This window comes from Variovorax sp. 01T439_2 (genome assembly GCF_056398445.1).
In genome coordinates, this window is record NZ_JBFTPJ010000525.1 from 1 (window position 1) to 5,795 (window position 5,795).

Below are 5,795 nucleotides of genomic sequence, written 5' to 3' on the forward strand. Positions count from 1 at the left end.
GTGCAGCAGGAAGGCCACCATGTAAGGCTCGGTGAAGAGCTGGGTGACGGCGGGCAACTCGTCGGCACCGATCTTCACTTCCGACTTGTTGATGCGGTCCTTGTTGTCGGCCTGCCAGAACTGGTACACCCAGCCCAGGCTGTCGCTGCCCTTGAACACGGCATCTGGCAGATCCTTGAGCAGGCGTTCGAGCTCGCTCTGGTGCTCGGGCGCAAACGTCAGCTCGAACACCGGCGAGCCGGGCTTGAACACCTGCGGCAGCATGCGGGCTGCCAGCTTGCCGGCCAACTCCCAGCCGTTCTTGGCGCCTTCGTCGGTGGCCAACTCATCGCACTCTTCGATGGTGACGGCCACGCCGTCGTACATCAGCAGGTTGTTGTCGGCCAGGAAGCGGGCGAACAGCATGCGGTGCCAGTGCTGATAGGCCACCTCTTGCACCAGGTGCTGTACCTCCTGCTTGCCGTAAGTTGGGTTGGTGCTCTTCGAGTCGCGGGCGTCACCGAGCTGTTTGCTGTGGGTGCGCAGCCGGTTGCGCAGCGCCTTCTCGGCATCGCTCAGAAACGCTTCGGGCTTGTCGTGGCCAACGCGCAGTTGGTCCACGGCCGCATACGCGGCAGTTTCCGCCACCGTGCGGGCCGCTTTGACGGTTTTTTCCAGCGCGCTGCGCAGGTCTTTGTCGAGTGCGTGCATCATGGGGAATCAGGCCTCAGTGAAGGATGACTGGGCCTTTTTTCAGGGCCTGTGCGATGGTCTGTTTGGCATCTAGCAGCCAGGCCTCGATGTCTTCATCGGTCTTGATGGTGCGGCTAGGCAGCTTGATGAACTGCGCCTTGGGCTCCATCAGCTCGGCAGCGGCCACCAGCACGGCATCAAAGCGCGCGTCGATGGCGGCCACGCGGTCGGCGAACGACGACAGCGACAGGCGATCCACCGTCGCCAGTACTTCGTCGGTGTTGGCCACTTGCACCTTGGGCGCATCGGTGAGGGTGAGCTTTGGGGCGGCGAGCAGGCTGTTGCGCTGCTCGGGCTCCAGCTGCTTCCAGTTGGTGTCGGCCTCTAGGCGCGCCATGCCGTTCTTGTGACGGGTCTGGTAGTCAGCGTGCAGCCGGTTCAGTTCGTCGCGCAGCAACTGCGTCAGGCTGGCCACCAGGGGGGCGACGGGGTCGGGCTCTTCCAGCAACTGGCGCTGCTGCTCCAGATGCGTGACCTGCGCCACCAAGACTTCGGCACCCGACAACCCATTGGCCTGGGCCAGCAGGCGCTTGAGCGTGTTCCAGGCGGGCATGCGCTTGTCGATGCGCTCGGCCAGATCCGTCCAGGTGTCGATGGCGGCGCTGAGTTCGTCGCGCTGGTTGTACAGGGCCAGGAGCTGCTCGTTGCCGGCGGTAAGGCGGATCTCTTCGAGGCCCGCTGTGGCAGGGCGTGCCGGCCTTGGGGCGTCGCCCCCAGCGCGGTTGGCCAGTTCTTGCGCGCTGACCAGGAACTGCGGCACGAGGGCCAGCTCTTCGCCTTGCTTGGCGGTGAGGCCGACCTTTTGCAGCACCTTGCGGATTTGAATGCGCTGCGCCGCTGATACCGTGGCCGACTCGACCTTGAACATGGTCTTGCCGATGACCTTGCGCTCCAGGTCCTTCGATTCGATGGTCTGGCCCTTGTCGTCCTGGGCGCGGATCAGCCCGGCCACCCGCCGGCAATGAAGGCCAGGATGGCTTTGCAGACCGGGTTCTTGGCGGGCTCACCGTCGTCGCCCACGCTCTTGAGGGCATCCGGCGCCCCCTTCTGCGCCTTCTCGTAGACCTTCGGCCAACCGGCGTGGTCGGCGATGTGGAACTGCGGGTAGAGCCGCTGCAGCGCGTTGGTGGCGGCTTCCAGCGTCATGTCCTGAAGGTCGTTGCCCAGGATCTCGTTGCCGCCGCCTTGGAAGACGCGGGCGCCAGAGAAGGCCTCTTGCAGCAGTTCGCGGATCTTGCCTTCGGCGGTCTGCTTGGTGGTCTCCATCGCCGAGCGAGCCTCGGTGCCCTCGGCGGTGTTGGGAACGCCGCGTTTGTCCAGCGTGGCGCTGGCGGCTTTGAAGTCGATTAGGTAGTGCCGCAGGTCGTCGGCCGAGCGCTTGGGGATGAACACGAACACGGTGGGCGACTGGTTGCCCGCCTGGCGAGCGTCGGCACGCACCGAGTTCTCGTCGATGCTCCAACCATCGCGAACCCAGACGCAGACTTTCTCGCTGGCGTCAGCCGGCAGTTGGGCATCGAACACCGGGAAGATGTCGCGCGTAACCTTGGAGGTGCCTTGGGTGAGCGAGAGCTTGCGCACCATCTCGCCGAAGCGGCGGCGGATGCGGTCGTCTCGCTCCGCATCCACGCGATGGGCTTCGTTGGCCAGGCTGTTGCGCTGGCTGAGGAACTCGTCGTTCCAGGCGGCACTCTCCTCGGTCTGGATGCGGTACTCGTCACCCACCTTCATCAGCAGCTCGCACTTGTCGAGCACGCCCGGGAGCTTACTGCGCAGCGCGCTGGAGCCATGGGTGAGGTCTTCCACCAACAGGTCGGCCAAGGTGTCGACGGTGGCGCGAATGCCGATCTCGTTGTTGCTGCTGGCTAGCTTGTTGATGAGAAACACCAGGCCGCAGGACCGTGCCATCAGGCGCCGGTCGTCGGTGCCCTTGGTCCAGACCATGGTCTTCTCATGCACCTCGCGCGGGAGGATGCGCGACTGCAGCAGCTTGTCGGCTGCGTCGAAGTAGAGGTAGTCCGCCGGCACGACGCTGCCGACAGATGCACCCAGGTTGGTCTGGATGACTTTGTGGATCATCGAGAGCTGATTGCGCAACTGGCTGTCGGTGCCGGTCTGGTCCAGCACGCGCAGGGTGCTCTCCCAGAAGCGGCGGCGCACCGGCAGGATGGGGTAATCCTGCGGGAAGAATTGGATGTCGTCGGCGCGATGCCCGATGGTGGTGCCGGCCAGGTGACGCGAGATCTCACCGAGGTTGGTCTGCATCACCTTTTCGACCGGTGCCTTGGCTTCTGGCTTCTTCGCCAGGATGACCTTTCGGATCACCGCGTCCACATCCGCGTCTGATAACTCGACGCGCACGGTAAAGCGGCCTTCGAGCTTCTTGAGGTTGGAGGTGCCGGTGACAGCGGTTTGGCCGGTGCCGATGAACAGCATCTTGGCGCCGATGTTCTTGCAGCAGGCCTCGACCACTTCCTGCACGTCGATGGAGCGCTGGCTGTCCTCGCCGATGTACTGCTGCACTTCGTCGAGCACCACCAGGGTGAGGGGGAACTTGCCGTCGCGGGTCAGCGCCTGGCGAATGGCCTTGAGCATGTCGCCGCTGGAGACGTCCTGCACATAGGGGTACAGGTTGTTCAATGTCTCGACGCAGGACGCTGGCGACGTGAACAGATTGGGCTTGGCCTTGACCAGGGCCTCGTGCAGGCCCTCGGCCACGTAGAAGTTGTCGAGCTCTTCGTTCCAGTCGAAACCGCTCTTCTCAACATGGCCCCGCACGGCGTCGTAGATGCCTTCGTGCTGGAGCCACATGACAAAGCGCGCCACCGGGTACTGCTCTGGCAGGCCGACGGACTTGAAGAGGATGCCCAGCAGGGCCATGCGCACGGACTTGTCGCGCGAGCTGGAGCCCAGCGTGCCAGACGCCGCATGCAAACCGCCGTGACGCTTCGCCTGGGTGCTGAGCTCCTTGAGCTGGTCGCTCACGCCTTGTGGTAGGTTCGCGATGCCACGTGCGGTGGCGCCGTCGTCAAAGGCGCTGTCGACCCAGAGTGCACGCAGCATCTTGACCAGGTGTGACTTGCCCGAGCCGTAGAAGCCGCTGACCCACACGGCAGGCTGCTCGGCCTGCTCGATGTTCTTCAGGTAGACGTCGAGGATGTGTTCCAGGCCGGTTTCGTACTGGCCATCGCAGACGAAGGTTTCGAGCTCGTACCGAAGGACGGACAGCGCCTGGTTGGTCCTTTCGTCGTTGACGCTGGCCACGCCCTCGTTGACCAGCTTTCGGGTCGACGGGTCCTTTTGGTAGATGTCGCGATTGAGCATGTGCTTCCCCTCGTTCAGAATTCTTTGTCTGCGGTGATCGGTACGGCGAGGTAGTTCCAGCCGTCGTACCCATCCAGCAAGCGATAGTTGTTGTCCTCGTAGCTGCCGGGGAAGAACACCAGCAGTCGGCCCTTCACCTTGGGAGCGAGCTTGTCCACGACTTCCTTGACCTTCAGGAAGCCGAACAGAGTGCCCACGCCTTGGAGCGCCACGACAAACTCTTCACCGACGTTCTTGTCTTGCAGGAAGGCCTCGAACTCGGCTTCGATGTGGCTGAGGTACTTGGGCAGCAGCGTGGACAGCAGGTTGGGCTTTTGGAAGTAGCTCTTGGCGTACCGTTGGGACGCCAGCCAGTTCGGGAACGAGTCCGTCAGGTCGAAAAGGGCCCAGTCATGACCCGCCGCGCGGGTGGCGATCTCGAACTCGTCGACTTTGGCCCGAAGGCGTAGCTCTTCCGTCTCGTGATACACGCAGAAAATGACGCGCTGAGCGGCCGCGGCGTCATCGCGCCATGGCACAGCCACGTACTTGCTGTACGACTGGATCAATCGCTTAATTCTGCTCACGGAGCCACACCATTTCCTGCGCGGTGATCAGGTTCGGAAAGAGCACCTCGATCACCTGGCCGACGCGCTTGAGCGAGATCCAGCCACGGCGCGATGCGTCCTCGGCCAACTCGAGCGTCCTTTCAAAGGAGCAGTCGAGCATCCGGGTGTAGTCGCTCTTGAAGAGCGATTCCCCCCGCAGACCGCTGACGTACCCTAGAAGAAGGGCCAACGACGCTGCGCCTGGCGTCGCCACGACGCGGGCGCGTACCTTGCGGACGCGGCCAGCGAGATGGCCCGACTGGGTCCAGGACGAGTTGATGTTCTGCGCGGTGGACTTGAGCGTGGCTTTGCTGAAGCGTCCCGGCTCTTGCGCATCGAGGAACTGTTCCATCGCCTCACGGGTGACAGTGGCCCCTTCCTGGAATCCCAGGACAAAGGGCGCTGTGGCCCGAAGAATCGGGTCGCGAGAGTAGGCGCACAGTGCTGCCAACACCGGCTGCTCGTCCACGTCGCGCTGCCAGAAGAAACGCAGAGCGCGGAACACCAACAAGCTGGGGTCAAGCGCATAGAGATCGGCCAGGTGCCGGAAGGTCAGCGCCCGCGTCCTGCCTGATCGTTTGCCCAGGCAATTGGCGGTCTGGATGGCTTCAAGATAGTCGGCCTTGGCCGCGTCAGCTGCATCAACAAAGGACAGCAGGGCGCGCAGCTCGGCGAGCATCATCGTCCGGGCGGTATGGACGCCACCGCGCTCGAAACTGAACCCGAGTCGTTCCAGCTTGCTGTTGTGTTTGTTCTCGACGATCACGTTGGGTCAGTCCTGGTATTCAGTCGGCATCGGCGTCGATCCGTTGTTGGTCGGGTGAGCGGTAGCCAGGCGCCAAGACGGCGTTCTTCACTCCGTAGATGGCTAGGTGGTCCTTCAGCCATAGGCGGTATTCATGGCCACGAAGGCTATGGTCGGGCGAGCAGTCCACGCTCCATTTGCGCAAGATGTATCCGGCGGTAGYTGCACGCAGCTTTAGCCGTAGCGCGCCATCTTCCATGCGGTAGTCCATCTCGGTGATCTCAGGTCGCGGCTGATCTGGGTGAGGTACCAAGTCCAGCTCCACGATGCGAGTCCACTGAATGTCCTGGTCGCTGAGTTCGTGCGGCGCTGGCTTCTCGCTCTTCAACACCTGCGGGTGCTTGATG

General features: G+C 63.2%; 5 protein-coding genes and 1 pseudogene. All 6 read right to left on the reverse strand.

The window, feature by feature from the left end; genetic code table 11:
• A pseudogene (locus AC1DOC_RS22235) lies at positions 1-693 on the reverse strand (SAM-dependent DNA methyltransferase); the annotation flags it as partial.
• A 13-nt stretch (positions 694-706) separates the two neighbouring features.
• The gene (locus tag AC1DOC_RS22240) at positions 707-1,600 is read right to left on the reverse strand and encodes a hypothetical protein (RefSeq protein ID WP_478130496.1); all 894 of its coding nucleotides are present in this window, start codon (positions 1,598-1,600) and stop codon (positions 707-709) included.
• A gap of 71 nt (positions 1,601-1,671) precedes the next feature.
• On the reverse strand, positions 1,672-4,056 hold the full coding sequence (gene brxC / locus AC1DOC_RS22245) for a BREX system P-loop protein BrxC (RefSeq protein WP_478130497.1): 2,385 nt from the start codon (positions 4,054-4,056) through the stop codon (positions 1,672-1,674).
• A 14-nt stretch (positions 4,057-4,070) separates the two neighbouring features.
• The gene (locus AC1DOC_RS22250) at positions 4,071-4,604 is read right to left on the reverse strand and encodes a BREX protein BrxB domain-containing protein (protein WP_478129205.1); all 534 of its coding nucleotides are present in this window, start codon (positions 4,602-4,604) and stop codon (positions 4,071-4,073) included.
• A 4-nt stretch (positions 4,605-4,608) separates the two neighbouring features.
• The gene (locus tag AC1DOC_RS22255; protein WP_478081479.1) at positions 4,609-5,409 is read right to left on the reverse strand and encodes a hypothetical protein; all 801 of its coding nucleotides are present in this window, start codon (positions 5,407-5,409) and stop codon (positions 4,609-4,611) included.
• A 19-nt stretch (positions 5,410-5,428) separates the two neighbouring features.
• Positions 5,429-5,795 (reverse strand): BrxR family transcriptional regulator (locus AC1DOC_RS22260; RefSeq protein ID WP_478130498.1); only part of this gene is annotated, 367 nt, incomplete at its 5' end.